The following is a 17876-nucleotide window of genomic DNA, read 5'->3' on the forward strand; positions in this document are numbered from 1 at the left end:
TCTGGTTGTTGGGGGTGGTTGCTCGCCGTGCTCGCCGTTCAGGTGCCCGTCGGTGCCTGTCTGTGTCTGCCTGTGTCCGTCTCAGCTCGTGCGGAGGTACTCCGCCGGTGTCGGCGGCTTGGACTTCGCGGAGTCCTTGTCCAGTGTCGCCGAGAGCCACTTGTCGTACGACGTCTGCCAGCCGTCCGCGGTGTCCTTGCGGTAGTCCGCCAGGATCTGGTTGACCCGGCGTACCAGATCGTCCGCCTTCAGGTTCATCGCCACGCCGTAGTACTCGGTCGTGAACGGGTCGCCCATCAGCTTGACCGTCGGGTCCTGGGCCGCCTGGCTCGCGGCGAGCGCGCCGTCCGTCACCACCGCGTCCACCTCGCCGAGTTGGAGCCGCACCAGGCAGTCCAGCTGGTTGGGCACCGGCTTGACGATCTTCGCCTTCGCGGTGAGCCGGCCCGCCTTCTGGTCGTCCGTCAGCGTGGTGTTGGCCGTCGAACCCTCCGCCGTGCAGATCCGCTTGCCGGCGAGCGTGTCGTCGTACCCCTTGATCGACGAGGACTTGGGGGCGAGGACCTGCTGGCCGGTCTTGAAGTACGGGGCGGAGAACGCGACCTGGCCCAGGCGCGCGCAGTTGATGGTCATCGTGCGCACCACCATGTCGACCCGGCCCTCCTGGAGCGCCGGGATGCGCTGGTTGGTGGGGATCGCCTTGAACAGCACCGCGTTCGGGTCACCGAGTATCTCTTCGGCGATCCGGTGCACCAGGTCGATGTCGAAGCCCTCCAGCGTGCCGCTGGTGCCCGCGTTCGGGTTGCGGTAGCCCCAGCGGTAGCTGTTCTGGTCCACGCCGACGATCAGCTTGCGCTCGTCGCCCACCCGGGCCTTGATCTTCTTGATGGTGTCGCCGTCCGCGCCCGACGGCGACAGGGTCTGCTTCTCCGGCGCCTTCTTGATCTGCGGGTCCTGACACGGGTCGTCCTCGGCCCGCGCCTGGCTGCCGTGGGCCACGCCGGGGCCGCCGGTCGCGGTGCCGTCGGCGCCCTTCGACTGCGTCAGCGGCAGCAGCAGCACGAACGCGAGCGCGAGGACGCAGACCACCGCCATCGCGGCCACACCGCCCCAGCCCCGCAGACCGGCCCGCAGACGTCGTACGTTCATCGTCACGCCCCCTCTCACCGGTACTCCGACAGCCTGCGGCCGATGCCGAGGACCGCTCCGGCCGCGCCCAGGACGGCGAGTACCGCCGCGCCCACGGACAGGCCCGTCATCGCGTCCAGGCCGTCGCCGGCCGCCTGCTCGAACTCGGACTCCTCGTGCGCGATCGCCTTGGCGAGATTGTCGTCGACGCTGTCGAAGCACTCGCCCGTCGCGTTCTGGGGGCCGATGACCCGGTTCAGCGCCGCCTCGTAGTTGCCGCGGTCGTCCTCGTCGCGGGCCGTGGCGTGGCGCTTCTGCCACTCCACCATGTTGCTCTCCGCCGCGGTGACCGGCTTTTCGCCGGAGCTGTCGTCGGCCAGCTTCGCCGCCTCGGCGAGGCCCGCGCCGAGCGTCTTCATGTTCTGCTGGAACGTGTTGTCGTAGGCGTCCTTGACCTCGTCCTCGCCCTTCGCGTTCTTGACCGTCACGGTCTCCGCGCCGCGCGCGACCAGCGTCAGGTTCTCGTTGCCCCTCGCCTTGAGCGACGCGATACGCGCGTCGTGCAGGACGTTGAGGGAGCGGACGCCGTGGTCGTAGGAGTCGTTCAGGCCCGCGCGGGCGATGCTGTGGCCGACGACCAGCCACAGGAGTACGACGGTCGCGGTGGCTGTCGCCGCCACCAGGCCGTGGTTCATGACCCGGTTCGTGCGGCGGTAGTTGCGGTGCTGGGCCCAGGCGAGGGCGGCGAGCGCGACGACGCCGAGCGCGATCGCCGCCCACGGGTACGGGGTCGCGTCGTCGTAGTCGGCGCGCAGGCGTTCGTTCTCGCTGGTGTAGAGGTCTTCCGCCGCCGGGAGCATGTCGTGCTGCATCTTGTCGTTGGCGTAGCGCAGATACGCGCCGCCGACCGGGAAGCCCTGGCGGTTGTAGGTGCGGGCGCGCTCCACCAGGCCCTTGTACTCCGGGAGCAGACGGTTGAGCTTCGCGACCGTCGCCGCGGCCGGGGAGTCGGGGTCGGAGTTCGCCGCGGCCTTGACGAGACCGGAGGCCGCCTTGTCGATGTCCTCCTCGTAGACCTCGCGGGAGGTCGGCGTCTCCTGGCCGCCGGCGAGGAAGCCGCTGGAGGCGGCGGTGTTGGCGTCGGCGAGGCTGCGGTAGATGTCGGCCGCGGCGCTGCTGAGCGGCTGGCTCTTGTGCAGGACGTCGTCGGCCGCGGCGGCGCGGTCCGCGGTCTGCCAGGCCGTGACGGCGCCGAACGCGATGACGAGGGCGGCGAGGAACGCGCCGATGATGCGCAGGCGGCCGGGTTCGGTGGTGGCCGCGTGGCGCAGGCGGTCGAGGCCCTCCGCGAACGCGGTGCGGCGGGGTTCCTCGGCGGTGGGCGTGGGCGTGGTGGACGGGGCGGCGGCAGGGGTGGGGGTGCCGTTCGCCTGTGGGGCCTGTTGCGGTGGTACGGCCGGCATGGTGGGCATGCCGGTGTTCGGTGGTGCCGCGCTGCTTTTCGGCGGGTGTGTCACTGTTGACCTCCCCCATGGTCATCTGTCGCCGCAAGTATCGCTGCCGGGACCGACAATGCGCACCGGCCTTCACTGGATCTTGATCGGATCGCAGCGTGGGTGCCGGAAATCCGGCACCGAACAGCGCCCCGCACACCCCCTGCCCATTCACACGCGGCGGGAATCTGTTCGGTTCCCGGTGGGAGGCTGCGGGGCGTTGGGGGTGCGCGTTGTGCGCGGTTCGGTTGCGTGGGGGTCCGAACGCGGGTGCCGCGCCGTGCCGGTGCCGGTTCAGGGTTCGTAGTGCTGTCGTGTTCTCCTCTGGGCCGCCGCGGGAGCCCCTACGTCGTCCAGGCCCAGGAGTGCCGCGCCCAGTACCGGGCTCGCCGTGACCACTTGGGGTACGGCTTTTGGTGCGCGGGCGGACAGCAAGTTGCGTATGCCGGTGTCCAGTTGGGGGTGGGCCGCGGCCAGGACTCCGCCTCCCAGGAGCACCGGCGTCTCCTCGTTCAGTAGGTCCAGGCGGGTCAGGGCCACCGTCGCCATCGTCGCTACCTCGTCGGCCATGCGGTCTATCAGGGTGCGGGCTGTCGGGTCGCCTGCCGCTGCCGTGGTGAAGAGGACCGGGGTCAGTTCGTGGCGGCGGGCGGGCTCTATGTGTTCCCGGTGCAGGGCCTCTATCAGGGCGTACATGGAGGGGAGACCGAAGTGGGCGGGGAGGGTGCGGGTCAGGGTGGTCGGCTCTCCTCTGCCGTCCTCCGCTCTTGCCGCGTGCCAGAGTGCCTCTTCCGCGAGGCCCCAACCGCCTCCCCAGTCACCGGAGATCCGGCCGAGGGCGGGGAAGCGGGCGGTGCGGCCGTCGGGGCGCATGCCCACGCAGTTGATGCCGGCGCCGCAGACCACGGCCACGCCTCTTGGTTCGGTGGTGCCGGCGCGGAGGATGGCGAAGGTGTCGTTGCGGACCTTGACGGTGGTGGCCCAGCCGCGGGCGTGGAGGGCCGTGGTCAGCTGTTCTTCCTCGAAGGGGAAGTCCGCGTTCGCCAGGCATGCCGAGAGGTGGTCGGCTGTGGTGACTCCGGCGGTGGTGAAGGCCGTGGTCACGGCTTCGGCCACGGTGTCGAGGGCTTGCTCCGTGCCTGCTGCGTGGGGGCGGAAGCCGCCGCCTCTGGCGGTCGACAGGACCGTCCCGTCGGGGGCCAGGACGGCTACGTCCGTCTTGCTGTTGCCCGCGTCTATCGCGAGGACACGTGCCGTCATGCCCACGCGAGATGCTCCCGGTTGTGTGCGATCAGTCGGTCGGTGAGGGTCTCGGCGTACTCGTACTGGGCGATCAGGGGATGGGCGAGGAGGGCCTTGAAGACGCGGTCCCGGCCGCCGTGCAGGGCCGCCTCCAGGGCGAGGCCCTCGTAGGTGGTGACGTGTGCCGTCAGCCCCGCGAACAGCGGGTCCACGGCGGTCACGGGGAGGGGGCGGGGGCCGCTGCGGTCGACTGCCGCCTGGATCTCGATCACGGCGTCGTCGGGCAGGAAGGGCAGGGTGCCCCGGTTGAGTGTGTTCACCACTTGGTACGGGCTTCCCCCTCCGCTCAGCAGGGCCGCCGCCAGGTCGACGGCCGCCTCCGAGTAGTAGGCGCCGCCGCGTCGGGCCAGCAGGGCCGGCTTCTCGTCCAGGGTGGGATCGCTGTACAGGTGCAGCAGTTCCTGTTCCATCGCCGCTACCTCGGCGGCCCTGGACGGCTTGGTGCGCAGTTCGCGTACGACCTCGTCGTGGGCGTAGAAGTAGCGCAGGTAGTAGGAGGGGACCACGCCGAGCCGGTTGATCAGGGTGGGGGGCAGGTGGAGGTCCGCGGCGATCGACTCGCCGTGTGCCGCGAGGAGGTCGGGCAGGACGTCCTTGCCGTCGGGGCCGCCGAGCCGTACGCCGGTCTCCCAGGTGAGGTGGTTCAGGCCCACGTGGTCCAGGTGGATCTCGGACGGGGCGACGTCCAGGAGGGCCGCGAACTTGCGTTGGAAGCCGATCGCCACGTTGCACAGGCCGACTGCCTTGTGGCCCGCCTGGAGGAGGGCCCGGGTGACGATGCCCACCGGGTTGGTGAAGTCGATCAGCCAGGCGTCCGGGTTGGTGCGGCGGACCCGTTCCGCTATGTCCAGGACTACGGGGACCGTGCGGAGGGCCTTGGCGAGACCGCCCGCTCCCGTGGTCTCCTGGCCCACGCAGCCGCACTCCAGGGGCCAGGTCTCGTCCTGCTGCCGGGCCGCCTGGCCGCCCACGCGAAGCTGGAGAAGCACCGCGTCGGCGCCCTCCACGGCCGCGTCGAGGTCGGAGGTGGTCGTGATGCGGCCCGGGTGGCCCAGGCGCGCGAAGATGCGGCGGGCCAGAGGGCCCATGAGGTCCAGGCGTTCGGTGGACGGGTCCATCAGGACCAGTTCCTGGATGGGCAGGGTGTCCCGCAGGCGGGCGAAGCCGTCGATGAGTTCGGGGGTGTAGGTCGAGCCTCCGCCGACCACGGTGAGTTTCATTCGGTGTTCAACCCTTTACTCCGGTGAGCGTGACACCCTCCACGAACGCCTTCTGCGCGAAGAAGAACACGAGGATCACGGGGGCCATGACCAGCACGGTCGCGGCCATGGTCAGGTTCCAGTCGGTGTGATGGGCGCCCTTGAAGGACTCCAGGCCGTAGCTGAGGGTCCAGGCACCGGGGTTCTCCGAGGTGTAGATCTGGGGGCCGAAGTAGTCGTTCCAGGCGTTGAAGAACTGGAAGAGGGCCACCGCGGCGATGCCCGGCTTCGCCATGGGGAGGACGACCTTCAGCAGGGTGCGCAGATCGCCGCAGCCGTCCACCTTCGCCGCGTCCAGGTACTCGCCCGGGATCGTCATCAGGAACTGGCGGAGGAGGAAGATCGAGAACGCGTCCCCGAAGGCGAGCGGGATGATCAGCGGCCACAGGGTGCCCGAGAGGTCCAGCTGCTTCGCCCAGAACAGGTACATCGGGATGACCACCACCTGGGGCGGCAGCATCATCATCGAGATGACCAGCATCAGGGAGAGGTTGCGGCCCCGGAAGCGGAACTTGGCCAGCGCGTACGCCACGGGGATCGACGACACGACCACGAGGACGGTGCCGGCGCCGGCGTAGAGCAGCGTGTTCTTCCACCAGGTCAGAAAGCCCGGGGTGTCGAAGACCTTCTGGTAGTTGGACCACTCCCAGGTGTGCGGGATCAGGTCGCGGCTCAGGGCCTGGTCGTCGCTCATGAGCGAGGTCAGGAAGACGAACACGAAGGGGAGCGTGAAGAAGAGGGCCGCTGCGATGCCCAGGGAGTGGATCGCTATCCACTCCAGGAGGGCCTTGCGGCGGGCCGTGCGTTCGGCCGGGGAGGTCGTCTCCTTCAACTCCACGGGCCTGTCCAGTAGTTGGGTCATCTGTCAGTCACCTGCCTGGATCAGACCGCCGCGGCGCCGCATCAGGAACGCGGTGAAGGCCATGGAGAGGGCGAAGAGGACCAGGGCGACCACACAGGCGGAGCCGTAGTCGAAGCGCTGGAAGCCCAGGTTGTAGACGAGCTGGGGGAGGGTGAGGGTCGACTTCTCCGGGTAGCCGGGCTCGAACATGGTGCCCGCGCCCTGGATCACGCCCGAGGCGACCTTTCCGGCGACGAGGGGCTGGGTGTAGCACTGCATCGCCGCGATCACCCCGGTGACCACCGCGAACATGATGATCGGGGAGATGTTGGGGATCGTGACGTAGCGGAAGCGCTGCCAGGACGAGGCGCCGTCCAGCTCCGCCGCCTCGTACTGCTCCTTCGGTACGTCCAGCAGCGCGGCCATGAAGATGACCATCAGGTCGCCCACGCCCCACAGGAACAGGAGGGTCAGGGCCGGCTTGGACCAGCTGGGGTCGTTGAACCAGCCCGGGGCCGGGATGCCTACCTTCTCCAGGATCGAGTTGACCGGGCCCGTACCGGGGTTGAGGAGGAAGGCGAAGGCCATCGTCGCCGCGACCGGCGGGGCCAGGTAGGGCAGGTAGAAGAGGGTGCGGAAGACACCCGTGCCGGTCCTGATCTTCGTGATGAGGAGACCTATGCCCAGTCCGAAGAGGACGCGCAGGGTCACCGTGATCACCACCAGCCACAGGGTGTTGCGCAGGGCCGGCCAGAAGTAGGGGTAGTGCTCGAAGACGTAGGTCCAGTTCTTCGTCCCGCTCCATGTCGGCGGCCTGAAGCCGTCGTAGTGCATGAAGGAGAAGTAGAGGGTCGAGAGCATCGGGTACGCGAAGAAGACCGCGAAGCCGATCAGCCAGGGGGACATGAAGGCGGCCGTACGGAGGGCCGCTCGGCGGCGTTTTGACGCCAACGTGACGGTGCTCATGGCTACTTCGCCTGCGCGATGTCCGTGTCGATCTGCCGGGCCGCGGCGGCCAGACCCGCCTTGAGGTCCTTGGTCCTGCCGCTCTCGTAGTCGTAGCCCAGGTTCTGGATCGTGGTGAGGTACACGCCGCCGTTGAGAGAGGCGGGGCTGGTCGTGGAGTCGGGGTTCGCCGCGATGTCCAGGAACGTCTTGAAGCGCGGGTCGTACTTCAGCTTCGGGGACTTCAGGGCGGCGAGGGTCGACGGCACGTTGTGGATGGCGTTGGAGAAGTTCACCACCGCGTCGGTGTCCGTGGTGATGTACTTGACCAGCTCCCAAGCCGCGTTCTGCTTCTTGCTGGTGGCGGCGATGCCGGTGATCGTGCCGGTGATGTAGCCCTTGCCGTACTGGTCGGCCCGGTCGTCCGGGACGGGCAGCGGGGCCACGCCGATCTCGAAGTCGGGCTTCGCTTCCAGGGCCATGCCCAGGCGCCATTCGCCGTCGAGCTGCATGGCCACCTGGCCGGTGTGGAAGGGGTGCTTGGGGCCCCACTCGTCGCCCAGCTTGGAGCGGTACTTCTCCAGCTTGGTGTAGCCGCCGAGTTCGTCGACCAGCTTCTTCTGCGTGGTGAAGGCGGCGGCGACCGCCGGGTCCGTCGCGACCGTCGACTTGCCGCTCTTGTCGAAGTACGTCGGGGAGAACTGACCCATGTAGTGCTCGGTCGTGGTCTCCCAGCCGTGGTAGTTCGGCATGAAGCCGAGCTGCTTGAAGCTGTCGCCCTGAGGGATCGTCAACTTCTTGGCGTCGGCCTCGAATTCGGACCAGGTCTTCGGCGGGGAGGCGATGCCGGCCTTCTGGAACGCGGTCTTGTTGTAGTAGAGGCCGTAGGCGTCACCGAGCAGGGGGGCCGTGCAGCGGTTGCCCTCGAACTGGGTGTACTCGTTCATCGCCGTCGGGAAGGTCTTGGCGGGGTCGACGCCCGCCTTCTCGAAGAACGGGTTGAGGTCGACCAGGGCGCCGGAGGAGCAGAACTTGCCGACGGCGTTGGTGGTGAAGGACGAGATCACGTCGGGCGCCTTGGAACCGCCCGCGCGCAGCGCCTGGTTGATCTTGTCGTCCGTCATGTTGCCGACGACGTTGACGTGGATGTTGGGGTGCGCCTTCTCGAAGCCGGCGATCAGGGACTTGACCGCCTTCACCTCGTTGGGCGCGCTCCAGGCGTGCCAGAAGTTGATCGTCGTCTCGGCGTTGGCGTCGTCGTCGGCGCCGGAGGTGGACTGGCCGGTACAGGCCGCCGTGGTCATCAGGGCGAGGGTGGAAAGCAGGGCAAAAGCCGCTGTTCGGGCGCGGTTGGGCATGGCGAAGTCTCCCTGGGGCGGGGAAAGGGGATGAGAGGAGGGCTCAGCGCGAGGTGTCGAAGACCTCGTCGCGGGTGGCCGCCAGCGCGCTCTCCAACGCGCCGCGCAGCACGGGTTGTTCGGATACGTCGCCGACGACGAGGTGGGGGCGGGCCGCGGCCAGCTCCTCCAGTTCGGACTGGACGAGTGAGCGCAACGGCTCGCCGCCGGCGGTGAGGGAAGCGCCGCTCAGGACGACGAGTTCGGGGTCGAGGACGGAGACGAGCGAGGCCAGACCGGTGGCGAGGCGGGTCGCGTACGTCTCCAGCAGCTGTCGGTGGGCGGGGTCTTCGGAGTGTGCGGCGCGGGCGACGAGGGCGGCGGCGACCTCGGCGTACGGGCCGCTCGGGATGTCGTCGACGCCGAGTTCGCGGGCGAGCCGGGGGATGGCCTGGGAACCGGCCAGCTCCTGGTAGCCGCCGCTGTTGGCCTTGGTGACCTGCCGTACCAGCGGGGTTCCCGGCACCGGCAGGAAGCCGACCTCGCCCGCGCCGCCGGTCCAGCCGCGGTGCAGCCGGCCGCCGAGGACGAGCGCGGCGCCGAGACCGCCCTCGTTCCACAGGAGGACGAAGTCCTCGTGGCCGCGGGCCGCGCCGAGCCGCTGTTCGGCGACGGCGACGAGGTTGACGTCGTTCTCGTACTCCACCGGCATCGGCAGCGCGGCGGCGATCTCGTCGAGGAGGGCCGGGGTGTGCCAGCCGGGGAGGTGGGAGGCGTAGCGCAGTCGGCCGGTGTTGGGGTCGAAGGCGCCGGGGGTGCCGATGACGAGGCGGTGCACGTCGGCGCGGGCCAGGCCCGCCGCCTTCGCGGCGCCGTCGAGGGCGTCGGTGACCTGCTGGACGACCGGGGTGCCGGTCCGCCTGCCAGGGGTGGGCAGTTCGTACGAGCCGACCGTGCGGCCGGTGATGTCGGCGACGGCGGCGAGGACGCGTTCGGGGGTGACGTCGAGGCCGGCCGCGTGGGCGGCGGCCGGATTCACCTCGTACAGCTGGGCGTTGGGGCCGGGCCTGCCCTCGGTGGTGCCGCCGGCGAGTACCAGTCCGGCCGCCTCCAGCCGGGCCAGCAGCTGGGACGCGGTCGGCTTGGACAGGCCGGTGAGCTTGCCGATGCGGGTGCGGGACAGCTGCCCGTGCTCCAGCAGGAGGTCGAGGGCGGCGCGGTCGTTCATCGCGCGGAGTGTGCGCGGGGTGCCGGCCATGTGTACCCCTCTCCCGGGACTGTTCCGCAGCAGACTCTACGGATTACGACTGTTAGGAAGGTTTCCTATCGGATGCGAGGAACATAGGTCTGGACCGAGGGGGAGTCAAGAGGGGCAGAAGAAACCGCCCCGGCGGGAAACGGAGTCGTTACCTGCCGGGGCGGTGGGAGGGGGAGCTGTGACTACTGGACGTCTATGTAGTCGCCGGTCGCCTTCGCCGACGCCGTCGTGGTCGTGCCCGCGAAGACGTATCGGTAGTAGCCGTCCTTCGACGCCGTCACGGTCGTCTTCAGGGCGCCGGTGCTCGAGGACGTCACCGTCTTGACGGTGCTGTAGGTGTCCGAGCCCTTGGCACGGAACTGGAGGGTGGCCTTCTGCGAGGTGTAGGCGGAGTAGGAGCCCGTCTCCCAGTTGGCGCGGCTCAGCTTGCCGGTGACCGTGATGGTCCTGCCCTTCTTCACCGGCTCCGGCGAGGCGTTGACGGTGACCTTGGCGGCGCGCTTGAGTTGGACGCTGCCCTTGTTGCCCCAGGCCGCGTAGCCGTACTCGAGGCTGATGTGGTCGTCCGAGTCGTCGTCGTCCGCGTTGATCTGGCCGTAGAAGCCGCCGACCGTCCAGGTGGTGGCGTCCGCGGCCTCGAAGAGGTCGTACTCGGGATCGATGCTGAAGGTGTCGGAGCAGGACTCCGTGACCGTGGTGTCGGTCGTCGCCGTGGTGGTGCAGGTCGGCGAGGACGAACCCTCGATCACGTTCTCGGAGGTCGCGAGGCGGCCGCGGTAGATCATGACGCCGGCGGCGTTGTTCTTGTAGTCGATCGTCAGATCGGAGGGGCGGGTCAGGGTGTACGTCACCGGGACCTCCACCTCCTTCGAGGTGCCGACGGTGATCGCCTTGCCGTTGTTGACGGTCACGTCCGCGAAGACGAGGTCCGGCGTGGCGGCCTGTGCGGCGGGCACGGCCAGCGCGGACAGAGCCAGGGCGCCGGTCACGGCGGCGCCGATGGCGAGCTTTCTCATGTGTTTCCCCACATTTCGGAAGCAGGCCCCTGGGCGTTGAGCTCCAGAACAAGGGCCCGCTGATGGCTCGAACCTAGGTGGGAGGGGACGTGGGGGGAATGCGGGTGAGCTGTGAACATCATTAATTCGGGGGTGGGGTGCGGGGGCCGGTCCCGGAGCCGTCACGAGTTCATCACGATCATGCCCTTTCGCAGGTGGAGGGTGTTTTCTTCACAGGTTCCCGCTCTTTCATCCGACTGCGGAACACGAAGGGGAGGGGAACCCTGTGAACAACTCGGCTCGACGTGCCGTGCTCGCGGTCCTGTTGTGCGCGGCCGTGGGTTTCGGCGTGGGCGGGTGCCGGGTGGGGGGCGACGACTCGGCGGCCGTGGCACGTACGACGCCCAAGGCTTCGTCGGTGGGGTGTGCGGGCGGGGAGATCCGGTGGGGGCGGGTCACAAAGGAACCGACGCTCATCGCGGTGTCCCTGCCGGTCGAGGTCGGGAAGGGCGACGGGTGGGTGACCATCACGCCTGAGCGGGTGCGGGAGTTGGAGCCGCGGATCGAGACGAGCGGCGAGGGCCCCTCCGACCGGCGGATCTATGCCTCGCTCGCGAAGCGGCTGAAGCACTGGTCCGCGTCGGGTCTGGCGAAGCCGGGCGCCACGTCCGCCGACGTGGAGGAGGACGCCCGTATCGACTTCCACGGCGCCGGTGTCTTCGTGACGGCCCAGGCGGTCCGGGCCGTGGACGCCAGCTTCACGGTGGACTGCCCGGACGGCACCCGTACCCGGGTCTACGGCAGTGTCTCCACCTACCTTCGCGGCGGCACCACTACCTCACTGGCCTGCGGCTACGACCCCGCCAAGCACGGCACCAAGGAGCGGTGGATCACCGAGGCCTACAACCTGGCCTGCGGAGACGGCTCGTGAAGTTGCTCTTGGCGTGCTGGCGGGCGGCCGTGGCCGTCCAGTCGCCCCTGATGGCGGTCCAACTGCTCGCCGGGCTCGTGGACGACGGGTTCACCTGGGCCAACCTGGGCCAGGAGGCGGCGTCCGCGGTCCTGGTCTGGGGCACCGTCAGCCTCGTCTGGGCGGCGCTGGTGTGGTGGTGGCTCAGGCGCCGGTCACGGACGGCCGGACTCACGTTCTCCGCGGCGGTCCTGGACGACCGGCAGAGGCATCTGCTGCGCCCGGCGGACGTCTCGGACGGCTGGCCGGAACGGATGCGGGAGCGGTTGAACTCCGCCGAGCGGGCCTTCCTGATCGCCGAGAAGGGCCGGCAGGAGGAGGTCCGGTTCCGGTGGCGCGCGGGCCGTTCCGCCTCCTCGGCCCACGGCTCCCTCGCCTTCGACCAGGCCACCGGCACGGTCCTCGTCGACCTCCGCGCCGACGAGGGCCACCTCGGGGTGGCGGGCCTGCGCAGAGGCACGGCGTTCGTCGCGGTGTGCCAGGTCGCGGGGGAACTGGGGCTGACGGGGGCGGGCGGGTGATCGGCGAGGTGTACGCCGGGACCGTGGCCGTCCTGGGGGCCTTCACGAGGGTGCCGGCCTGATCACCGCGCACCCGTCGCCGGTGCCTCGACCTGGCTCGAAGGGGCGGCGGGCGACGCCCTGGGCCAGCCGGGCTGCCGCCGCCGACGGGACTGGGCGATGTTCCAGCACCCCGGCCGGGCTGCCGCGCTGACGGGGCCGTGGCTCGGCGGCCCGGCCCGGAGTAGGTGTCGACGCTGCTGCCGATGGCGGGTGTCGTGGTGCGCCGCTCGGCCGCCAACCTTGTCGCGGGAGGACGTTGGTCGGCGGCCTGTCGGGGGTGTGGGCGATGCCCTGGGGTCGCCTGGCCGACGCGGTCGTGGCTCGGCGCTCGGAGGATGCGACGACGCTGGTGTTGGTGGTGAGCGTCGTGGTGCGGCTTCTCAGCGGGCGGCCGGTGGCGGGATGACGGGGGCCGGTGCTCCTTGGCGGAATGACCGCAACCGGCGTGCCGTAGCGGAGTGACAGAGGGCGTCGCCCAGGCGGGGTGTTCGCGGTCGGTGTGCTGTAGCGGGGTGGCAGAGGGTGGTGCTCGGGCGGGGTGTTCGCGGTCGGTGTGCTGTAGCGGGGTGGCAGAGGGCGGTGCTCAGGCGCGATGACCGCGGCCGGTGTGCCGTAGTGGAAGGGCAGAGGGCAGTGCTGGCGGGATGACGGGGGCCGGTGCTCCTTGGCGGAATGACCGCAACCGGCGTGCCGTAGCGGAGTGACAGAGGGCGTCGCCCAGGCGGGGTGTTCGCGGCCGGTGTGCTGTAGCGGGGTGGCAGAGGGCGGTGCTCGGGCGGGGTGTTCGCGGCTGGTGTGTCGTACGGCCGGTATGTCGTAGCGGGGTGGCAGAGGGCGGCGCCCAGGCGCGATGACCGCGGCCGGTGTGCCGTAGTGGAAGGGCAGAGGGCGGTGCTCGGGCGGGGTGTTCGCGGTCGGTGTGTCGTAGTGGGATGGCAGAAGGCGGCGCTCAGGGGGACCCCGGGCGCCGCCTGTCTCGTGGTGGCTACTTCTGGGTGAGTGGTGTTGCTGCCTGGGCCTGGGGGGAGGCGGTGTTGGAGTAGGCCGAGGGGGCCGCGACGGCGGCGGTGGGGTCGGGTGCGGGGTCCGGGTCGGGCACTGCCACCGGGCCGCCGACGATGTCGATGTCCGCCGCGTCGAAGGCCCGCTTGACGCGCCAGCGGAGTTCGCGCTCCACGGTGAGCGCCTTGCCCGGCATGGTCTTCGCCGAGACGCGCACGATCATGGAGTCCAGGAGGACGCTGTCGAGGCCCAGGACCTCGATCGGGCCCCACAGGAGCTCGTTCCAGGGCTCTTCCTTGCTCATGCGCTCGGCGACCTCGTCGATCGTCGCCTTCACCTTGTCCAGGTCCTCGTCCGAGCGGACCGTCACGTCGACGCCGGCCGTGGCCCAGCCCTGGGAGAGGTTGCCGATGCGCTTGACCTCGCCGTTGCGGACGTACCAGATCTCGCCGTTGTCGCCGCGCAGCTTCGTGACCCGCAGGCCCACCTCGATCACTTCGCCCGAGGCCACTCCCGCGTCGATCGTGTCGCCCACGCCGTACTGGTCCTCCAGGATCATGAAGACGCCGGAGAGGAAGTCCGTGACCAGGTTGCGGGCGCCGAAGCCGATCGCCACGCCCGCCACACCGGCCGACGCCAGGAGCGGGGCGAGGTTGATCTCGAAGGTGCCGAGGATCATCAGGGCCGCGGTGCCCATGATGATGAAGCTGGCCACCGAGCGCAGCACCGAACCGATCGCCTGGGACCGCTGGCGCCGCCGCTCGACATTGACCAGCAGGCCGCCGAGCGCGGTGCCGTCGACCGCCTGGACCGTGCGGTTCATGCGATCTATCAGCTTGGTGATCGCCCGCCGTACGGCGACTCTCAGCACCGCCGCTATCACCAGGATCAGCAGCACGCGCAGACCGATCGCCAGCCAGGTCGACCAGTTCTGCTCGACCCAGCTCGCGGCGTTCGTCGCGCTCTCCTGGGCGTCCTGGAGCGAGGGGACGGTCGCGGTCTGGCTCTCCGAGGGAGAGGGGGACGGGGTCGCGGTCGCGGCCAGTAGGACGGCGGGCAAGGACACGGCAGGTACCTCCAGGTGCAGCGTCCGCCGCCCGGCGTACGGGCAAGGTCACGGAAAGGTCACCGGGCGGCAGGCCCACCACACTAACGGTGCATCGTGTGTGGATCGTCGCCATGTTCGAGGGAGAGACCGTGCTCACCTGGGGATGCTGAAAGCAGTGGTCGCAGGTGTGGTCGAAAACACTCCCAGCCCGTTACCGGGAGATGGTGGCGCTTCCACCAGGCATGAGGGGAGACTGACTACAGATCGTCCCGGCGCGAGCCACGCGCCGCCGACGCCCAAGGAGGCATCCGTGCCGCATGTCCTGGTCCTCAACGCGTCGTACGAGCCACTGGGCGTCGTACCGCTCCGCCGCGCGCTCGTCCTCGTGCTCGAAAACAAGGCCGTCTGCCTCGAGGAGTCCGGCGCCTTCATGCACAGCGCAACCGTCACAGTCCCCGCACCAAGCGTGGTCCGGCTCAAGCGATTCGTCCGGGTTCCCTATCGGGGGCCCGTTCCTCTTACCCGGCGCGCGCTCTTCGCCCGCGACGGGGGCCGGTGCATGTACTGCGGTGGCGTCGCAACCAGCGTCGACCACGTCATCCCGCGCAGCCGCGGGGGCAAGCACGTGTGGGACAACGTGGTGGCGTCGTGCCGCCGCTGCAACCACGTGAAGGCCGACCGACATCTGTTCGAGATCGGCTGGCGGCTGCGCCACAAACCCGCTCCACCCACCGGCCTGGCCTGGCGCATCATCGGGACCGGCCACAGGGACCCGCGCTGGCTGCCGTACTTGCAGCCGTACGGCGCGGAAGACGCGATGGCCCGGATCGACGGCATCTCTGCCTGACCACGATCCGGGCCTTTGTGTTGTCCCGGCCCGGTGCCGCGCGGTGCCCCGGGGGTCCCCCGTGCCCCCGGGGCAGCTCAGTGACTACGCGTACCGCAGCTCCGCCGGGCGCAGCCCGCGCCGCAGCAGCGGCAGCGAGGTGGCCGCGGCCAGCAGGCTCGCCGCGTACACCGCCACCGGGACCAGCAGCGCCAGGTACGGCACCGCCGGCGACCCGTGCTCGGAGGCGGCCGCGGTGTACCAGGCCGCGATCGCCGTCCCGCCGAGCCCGGCCACCACGGTCGCGGGGGCCAGCGGGATCGCCGTCTCCAGCAGGGTGGCCTTCGCCAGCACCGAGTACGGCACTCCGCTCGCGGTCTGCGCGGCCAGGCCCCGGCGCCGGGTGGCGACGGACTCGGCGGTGCCGACGGCGAGCGCGGTAAGCACCAGGGCGAGGGCGACGAGGACCGCGAGGCCGGTGAGGTTCAGGCCGTTCTCGTAGTAGCCGATGTCCTCCGCGTAGTGGTTCTCCCGCTCGCGCAGCAGCGACAGCATCACCTGCCGCACCCCCAGGAAGCCCGAGCCGATCACCGTCACCAGCAGCACCGCGGCATGGGTACGGGCCGCCGCCCACGGGTCGTCGCGCAGCCGCTCCGCCGCGATCAGCACCGCCGGGCTCTTGGCGCGGGCGGCCAGGCCCTCGCCGAGCTGCCGGGCCGAGGCGCCGGTCAGCCACACCGACACGGCACCGGCGAGCAGACACATGGCGAAGATCGTGAACGGGCCGAGCGCGAAGTCGAACGGGTTGCCGAAGAACGGGGTCGTCGCGATGTACAGGGCCAGCAGGACGAGCAGCGTGGTCGCCAGCCGGAACAGCCGCCCCGGACCCCGGGCCGGCCGCACCCGCCTTATCCAGCCCAGCGGTGAGGTCACCACCCGGCGCAGCGCGAACGCGCTCACCACCGCGCCGAGGACCGGCACCAGGACGGCCACGACGGCGATGCCCGCCCAGGCGAGCGGGGCGGGGCTCGACAGCCGCACCAGGATCAGCAGGGAGAACAGGGTCGCCACCGCGGAACCGGCCAGACAGGCCAGCCCCGACTCCAGCGCCGCGATCCGCCGCACCTGCCCGGGTGTCGCTCCGGCCAGCCGCAGCCCGGCCAGCCGCCGGTCGCGGTGCACCGCGCCGACCCGGGCGCACTGCCCGAGGAACCCGAGCACCGGGAGGAGCAGCAGCATCAGCGCGGCGATCACGCCGGCGCGGGTGCCCGGCTGGTCGAGCACGTCGAGACCGTTGCCGACGGAGTACTGCCCCCGCATCGACAGCAGCACGGCGACCGTCAGCCCGAGGCCCGTCGCCAGCGCCGCCCCGGCACCGGTGAGCAGCACCCGCCACCACTCCCGGCGGTCGGAACCGCGGGTGAGCAGCCAGGCGAGCCGGAGATCGGCTGCGTACGAGGTCGTCACGCGGCCACCTCCTGCGCGGCCAGGGTCCCGTCGCTCAGCCCGACCTCGCGGTCCGCGTACGCCGCCACCTGGGCGTCGTGCGTGATCAGCAGGACCGCCGTGCCCTGTTCGCGGGCCGTGTGGGTCAGCGCCGTCATGACCTGCTCGCTCGCCAGGGAGTCCAGCGCGCCCGTCGGCTCGTCCGCGAAGACGATGCGCGGCCCGGTGACCAGGGCCCGGGCCAGCGAGGTCCGCTGGGCCTGGCCGCCGCTCAGCTCGCCGGGGCGCAGCGCCTCCTGCCCCCGTACGCCGAACCGCTCCAGCCACTCCCCGGCGCGGGACTGCGCCTCCTTGCGGGCGATGCCGGCCAGCGTCAGGGGCAGGGCCACGTTGTCGAGGGCGGTCAGCTCCGGGATCAGCTGCCCGAACTGGAACACCACCCCGAACTCCGTGCGCCGCAGCTCGCTCAGCCGCTTCTCCGGGAGCGTGTCGAGACGGTCCCCGGCGTAGCTCACCGAGCCCTCGTCCGGGCGGACGATGCCCGCGAGGCAGTGCAGCAGCGTCGACTTCCCGCTGCCGCTGGCACCGGTCACGGCCAGGATCTCGCCCGCCCGCAGTTCGACGGAGGCGCCGCGCAGGGCCTCGGTCCTGCCGTGCGCCTTCACGAGATCGCGCGCCGCAAGGAGCGGCACTGGGGTGCTCATACTGTCTCGACCTCCGCGGTCAGAGTGGTCAGCCGGCCCGCCGTGGTGGTCATCCAACGGAGGTCGGCGTCTAGGTGGTTGAGGGCGTAGTCGGCCGAGAGGACGGTCGCGAGATCGGCGCCCTTGGCGGTCTTCAGCTGCGTCAGCTCCCGCATCCGGCCCATGTGGGCGGCCCGTTGGGCGCGCAGATAGGCCTCCGGGTCGCCGCCGGCCAGGATCGAGACGACGACCTTGGCGAAGATCTCGTTCGTCACGAAGGGGGCGGGCGGGGCGATCTCCTCGGCCCAGCGGCCGAGTTCACGTTCCCCCTCGGTCGTCGAGCGGTAGGTCGTACGCTCCGGGCCGCCTTCCGACTCGGTGGCGTCGATCTCGGCGAGTCCGTCGCGGACCAGGCGCTGAAGGGTCGTGTAGACCTGCCCGTAGGCCAGTGGGCGGGCCTGCGGGAAACGTTCGTCGTGGCGTCGCTTGAGGTCGTAGCCATGGCTCGGCCCTGAGGCGAGCAGCCCCAGCAGGATATGGCGGGTGCTCATGGCGATCATTATGCACTCGATACATGTACTGAGTGAATAGTGATCGGAGGAAGATCGGAGGAAGTCGGATGGAGAGTGACCGGAGACGTGATCGGTGGACGGATGAGGAAGCGGGCCGGAACATGACGAACAGCACGTTCTTCCCCTCCGTACGTCTGCCGCCGCGACCGCTGGGTAGGGCTGCGATGACCCGTCACGCCGCCGTACCCCCGAGGAGGCCCCCGTGGCC

General features: G+C 70.3%; 16 protein-coding genes. 3 read left to right on the forward strand and 13 right to left on the reverse strand.

Going from position 1 to position 17876, the window contains the following annotated elements:
• Positions 1 to 81: 81 nt before the first annotated feature.
• The 9 genes from OG885_RS29335 to OG885_RS29375 form a co-directional block, all read right to left on the reverse strand.
• The gene (locus OG885_RS29335; RefSeq protein WP_405736997.1) at positions 82 to 1149 is read right to left on the reverse strand and encodes a glutamate ABC transporter substrate-binding protein; all 1068 of its coding nucleotides are present in this window, start codon (positions 1147 to 1149) and stop codon (positions 82 to 84) included.
• 14 nt (positions 1150 to 1163) lie between these two features.
• On the reverse strand, positions 1164 to 2591 hold the full coding sequence (locus tag OG885_RS29340) for a hypothetical protein (protein ID WP_405742923.1): 1428 nt from the start codon (positions 2589 to 2591) through the stop codon (positions 1164 to 1166).
• Positions 2592 to 2915: 324 nt separating this feature from the next.
• Entirely contained in the window at positions 2916 to 3887 is a 972-nt protein-coding gene (locus OG885_RS29345; protein ID WP_405737000.1) for an N-acetylglucosamine kinase, read from the reverse strand.
• A complete protein-coding gene (locus tag OG885_RS29350) occupies positions 3878 to 5143 on the reverse strand; it encodes a 6-phospho-beta-glucosidase (protein WP_405737003.1) in 1266 nt (421 codons plus the stop codon). The genes OG885_RS29345 and OG885_RS29350 overlap by 10 nt, the downstream gene beginning before the upstream one ends.
• A gap of 7 nt (positions 5144 to 5150) precedes the next feature.
• The gene (locus OG885_RS29355) at positions 5151 to 6044 is read right to left on the reverse strand and encodes a carbohydrate ABC transporter permease (RefSeq protein WP_405737005.1); all 894 of its coding nucleotides are present in this window, start codon (positions 6042 to 6044) and stop codon (positions 5151 to 5153) included.
• A 3-nt stretch (positions 6045 to 6047) separates the two neighbouring features.
• The gene (locus OG885_RS29360; protein WP_405737008.1) at positions 6048 to 6989 is read right to left on the reverse strand and encodes a carbohydrate ABC transporter permease; all 942 of its coding nucleotides are present in this window, start codon (positions 6987 to 6989) and stop codon (positions 6048 to 6050) included.
• 2 nt (positions 6990 to 6991) lie between these two features.
• On the reverse strand, positions 6992 to 8326 hold the full coding sequence (locus OG885_RS29365) for an ABC transporter substrate-binding protein (protein WP_405737010.1): 1335 nt from the start codon (positions 8324 to 8326) through the stop codon (positions 6992 to 6994).
• 43 nt (positions 8327 to 8369) lie between these two features.
• On the reverse strand, positions 8370 to 9563 hold the full coding sequence (locus tag OG885_RS29370; protein WP_405737012.1) for an ROK family protein: 1194 nt from the start codon (positions 9561 to 9563) through the stop codon (positions 8370 to 8372).
• 182 nt (positions 9564 to 9745) lie between these two features.
• Positions 9746 to 10579 carry a hypothetical protein gene (locus tag OG885_RS29375; protein WP_405737015.1) on the reverse strand — a complete coding sequence of 278 codons (834 nt, stop codon included), beginning with the start codon at positions 10577 to 10579 and terminating at the stop codon, positions 9746 to 9748.
• 265 nt (positions 10580 to 10844) lie between these two features.
• Between OG885_RS29375 and OG885_RS29380 the strand changes: the two genes are divergently transcribed.
• Together OG885_RS29380 and OG885_RS29385 are read left to right on the forward strand one after the other, a co-directional pair.
• Positions 10845 to 11489, forward strand: a complete 645-nt coding sequence (locus OG885_RS29380; RefSeq protein ID WP_405737018.1) for a hypothetical protein — start codon at positions 10845 to 10847, stop codon at positions 11487 to 11489.
• The gene (locus OG885_RS29385) at positions 11486 to 12049 is read left to right on the forward strand and encodes a hypothetical protein (RefSeq protein ID WP_405737021.1); all 564 of its coding nucleotides are present in this window, start codon (positions 11486 to 11488) and stop codon (positions 12047 to 12049) included. The genes OG885_RS29380 and OG885_RS29385 overlap by 4 nt, the downstream gene beginning before the upstream one ends.
• A gap of 1027 nt (positions 12050 to 13076) precedes the next feature.
• Here OG885_RS29385 and OG885_RS29390 read toward each other — a convergent pair.
• Complete coding sequence (locus tag OG885_RS29390; protein ID WP_405737024.1) at positions 13077 to 14159, reverse strand: mechanosensitive ion channel family protein; 1083 nt, start codon at positions 14157 to 14159, stop codon at positions 13077 to 13079.
• Between the two features lie 292 nt (positions 14160 to 14451).
• Here OG885_RS29390 and OG885_RS29395 point away from each other — a divergent pair, with 292 nt between their 5' ends.
• Entirely contained in the window at positions 14452 to 14988 is a 537-nt protein-coding gene (locus OG885_RS29395) for an HNH endonuclease (protein WP_031476758.1), read from the forward strand.
• Between the two features lie 84 nt (positions 14989 to 15072).
• Here OG885_RS29395 and OG885_RS29400 read toward each other — a convergent pair whose 3' ends face one another.
• Genes OG885_RS29400 through OG885_RS29410 form a run of 3 tightly spaced genes read right to left on the reverse strand, consistent with a single transcriptional unit; the run spans position 15073 to position 17647 of the window.
• Positions 15073 to 16434, reverse strand: coding sequence for an ABC transporter permease (locus tag OG885_RS29400; RefSeq protein WP_405737027.1), 1362 nt, complete (start codon positions 16432 to 16434; stop codon positions 15073 to 15075).
• A complete protein-coding gene (locus OG885_RS29405) occupies positions 16431 to 17117 on the reverse strand; it encodes an ABC transporter ATP-binding protein (RefSeq protein ID WP_405737029.1) in 687 nt (228 codons plus the stop codon). The genes OG885_RS29400 and OG885_RS29405 overlap by 4 nt, the downstream gene beginning before the upstream one ends.
• Positions 17114 to 17647, reverse strand: a complete 534-nt coding sequence (locus OG885_RS29410; protein WP_405737031.1) for a PadR family transcriptional regulator — start codon at positions 17645 to 17647, stop codon at positions 17114 to 17116. Before OG885_RS29410 ends, OG885_RS29405 begins: the two co-directional genes overlap by 4 nt.
• Between the last annotated feature and the right edge of the window lie 229 nt (positions 17648 to 17876).

It is taken from the genome of Streptomyces sp. NBC_00028 (genome assembly GCF_045041065.1).
GTDB lineage: Bacteria > Actinomycetota > Actinomycetes > Streptomycetales > Streptomycetaceae > Streptomyces.